The sequence below is a fragment of the Bacillus sp. AP50 genome, assembly GCF_040492675.1.
GTDB classification, from domain to species: Bacteria; Bacillota; Bacilli; order Bacillales; family Bacillaceae_G; genus Bacillus_A; species Bacillus_A cereus.
In genome coordinates this window covers 1-2,812 of record NZ_JBEUTW010000657.1, presented here as the reverse complement: position 1 = coordinate 2,812, position 2,812 = coordinate 1, and the positions used below count along the sequence as shown (strand labels likewise).

Below are 2,812 nucleotides of genomic sequence, written 5' to 3'. Positions count from 1 at the left end.
GACGTAAATTGATTACGAATGTATACTCACTTACATAAAGTAACTAAGTTGTTTTATGTAACTGAAACTCTTTTCTTTAAATGGCCAAAGTTGTAATGATACATATTGCATATAAGCTGAGAGAAAAAAGAATAGCATCTGTAAAAACACTTACGTTGTGTAAGTTAAACAATAAAAAATATAACAATGGAAGAGAATTTTAGAGATTCTCTATACTAGGAGGTACCTAATGGTTACAACAGATACAATTCATATGTTAGAAGATAAAATTCAATTTATACATCAAGATGGAAAGGATATTTATTTAGTAGGTCCTATCAAATTGCCAATTAATTTATATGGGGAGACTAAAGTTTTTCAATGGTATTCTTGGTTACAATGTAGTGAGGTTACAAATAGTGTAGAAGGAATTATCGAAAAACTCTCATCTATTAATTTAGCTGATATGCAGCAATCTAGTGTACTTGTATATGGTGATTTTGAGAATTCTGAAGATGCCCTAATTCGTATGCATAGTATTTGTCACACCGGTGATATCTTTGGTAGTAAACGTTGTGACTGTGGATTCCAATTAAAGCAGTCTTTACAAATGATTACAGAACATGGTTCAGGTGCTTTATTTTACTTAGCGAATCATGAAGGAAGAGGAATTGGCTTGTTTAGTAAAGCTATGACGTACCTCTTGCAAGAAAATGGGTTAGATACAGTAGAAGCTAATCTGAACCTAGGTTTTGAAGATGATGTTCGAAACTATGATGATACAATTGAAGTATTAAAAGCGCTACGCTCAAAACCTGTAAAACTTATTACAAATAATCCGAAAAAATTAGAAGCGTTACAAAAAGCTGGATTAAATGTTACGAGTCGTGAACCGTTATGGGGTGATGTCTCAGAGTTTAATGAGAAATATTTGCAAACGAAGATTCAGCGTTCTGGACATTTTGAAGGGGGACACTTACATGCTTGAGCATGAATTGTATATGAAGCTAGCACTAGAAAATGCCAAGGCTATGAAGGGACAAACGACTCCAAATCCATTGGTTGGATCTGTAATTGTAAATGATAATCGAATTGTAGGGGTCGGAGCACATATGAAGGCCGGAGAACCACATGCCGAAATACATGCGATACGTATGGCTGGAGAACAGGCACGTGGTGGTACAATTTATGTAACTCTTGAACCTTGTTCTCATCATGGTAGAACAGGGCCTTGTGCTGAAGCAATTGTACAAGCAGGAATTAAGAAGGTAGTAGTTGCTACACTTGATCCAAACCCGCTTGTTTCTGGACGTGGAATTAAAATTCTACAAGATGCAGGTATTGAAGTACTTGTAGGAGTGTGTGAAGAAGAATCTAAAAAAATGAATGAAGTCTTTAATAAATATATTTTGACAAAGCGCCCATTTGTAACGATTAAATCAGGAATTACATTAGATGGGAAAATCGCTACGTCTTTATCGGATAGTAAGTGGATTACATCTACAGAAGCAAGACAAGAAGTACACCAAATACGAAACGAAAATGCGGCTATTTTAGTAGGAGCGAATACTGTTCAAAAGGATAATCCATCATTGACAACGCGTATTCCAAATGGCCGAAATCCAATTCGAGTAATATTGGACTCGACATTACGCATACCGATGGAAGCTAACGTTGTTACAGATAGAGAAGCTCCTACCTGGATATTTACAACAAGTAATCATGCAGAGGAAAAAAAGAAAGCATTAGAAAATGCAGGAGTTAAAGTATTTGTTACTAGCGGAGAAAAGCATATAAACTTACATGAAATGCTTGATGTTTTAGGACAAAAAGGAGTTTCCTCCCTGCTTATTGAAGGTGGTGGAGAAGTAAATGCTTCGTTTATTGAAAATAAACTAATGGATAAAATTATTTTATATTTCGCACCTAAAATTATTGGAGGTAGATTGGCGCCTAGTTTTGTAGAGGGGACTGGTATTACTAAAATGAAAGATGCAATTGAATTTAAGGATATATCATTTACCCAGATTGGAAAAGATTATAGATTTATTGGCTATCCAGCATATCGGAAAGATGAGCAATAAGGGGAATAAAAACTACTTATATGTTCCGATAAATGGATTGCAGAAAGGAGCGATGAAGAGTGAAGTTTGGATTTGATATCGATGATACACTAATTGATTTAAGGCAGCATGCTTTTCATTTATATAATAAGAAATTAAACAAAAAAGTAGGGTTGGATGTATTCCATTCTTTAAAAACAATTGAAATTCATGAAGCATTTGGCATGACTTCCGAGGAAGGCGGTCATATGTGGAATAGTTTGCTGGATGAGATTTATTATACTTCTTGTTCACCGTTTCCGTATGCTGTAGAGACATTGCAAGAATTAGAAAGACAGGGACATGAAATTTACTATATAACGGCGCGACCTAAAGAGCATGGAGAGCAAACAAAAAAATGGTTAATAGAAAAAGGATTTCCGGTACATGAAGATCGCTTTTTCTATGGAATGAAGGATGAAGAAAAAATACACTTTATACAAGAAATAAAATTAAACTATTTCTTTGATGATAAGCCGGCTGTTTTAGAAACGTTAATAGGAAAACCGATAAATGTATATGCAAAAACTACTTCTTACAATCAATATCTCAATATCCCGCGTATTACAAATTGGATGGAGTTAGGAGATATTATAAAGAAAGATATGTGAGGATTTAAATGGAAAATCAAATAGAGCCAAGAGCATATTGAGTATTACAATTTTAGAGGAAAGACATACGTATTATGTCTTTCCTTATTTTTTAATATTATCGTTTTTATTAGTGTGATG

3 protein-coding genes are annotated in these 2,812 nt (G+C 34.2%); all 3 read left to right on the top strand.

Translation table 11 applies throughout. From position 1 onward, the window contains the following. The first annotated feature begins 229 nt into the window (after positions 1–229). The 3 genes from ABWK52_RS28000 to ABWK52_RS27990 are packed head-to-tail and all read left to right on the top strand — an operon-like array spanning position 230 to position 2,692. The gene (locus ABWK52_RS28000; protein WP_000258865.1) at positions 230–967 is read left to right on the top strand and encodes a GTP cyclohydrolase II; all 738 of its coding nucleotides are present in this window, start codon (positions 230–232) and stop codon (positions 965–967) included. Further along, a complete protein-coding gene (gene ribD / locus ABWK52_RS27995) occupies positions 960–2,063 on the top strand; it encodes a bifunctional diaminohydroxyphosphoribosylaminopyrimidine deaminase/5-amino-6-(5-phosphoribosylamino)uracil reductase RibD (protein WP_098341051.1) in 1,104 nt (367 codons plus the stop codon). Before ABWK52_RS28000 ends, ribD begins: the two co-directional genes overlap by 8 nt. A 59-nt stretch (positions 2,064–2,122) precedes the next feature. Further along, positions 2,123–2,692 (top strand): 5' nucleotidase, NT5C type, encoded by a 570-nt coding sequence (locus ABWK52_RS27990; protein WP_000668223.1) that lies wholly within the window; start codon positions 2,123–2,125, stop codon positions 2,690–2,692. Positions 2,693–2,812: the final 120 nt, after the last annotated feature.

Bases quoted from the DNA above. Each gene is read 5' to 3' on its own strand.
- ribD (WP_098341051.1), top strand. From the start codon at position 960: ATGCTTGAGCATGAATTGTATATGAAGCTAGCACTAGAAAATGCCAAG.
- ABWK52_RS28000 (WP_000258865.1), top strand. From the start codon at position 230: ATGGTTACAACAGATACAATTCATATGTTAGAAGATAAAATTCAATTT.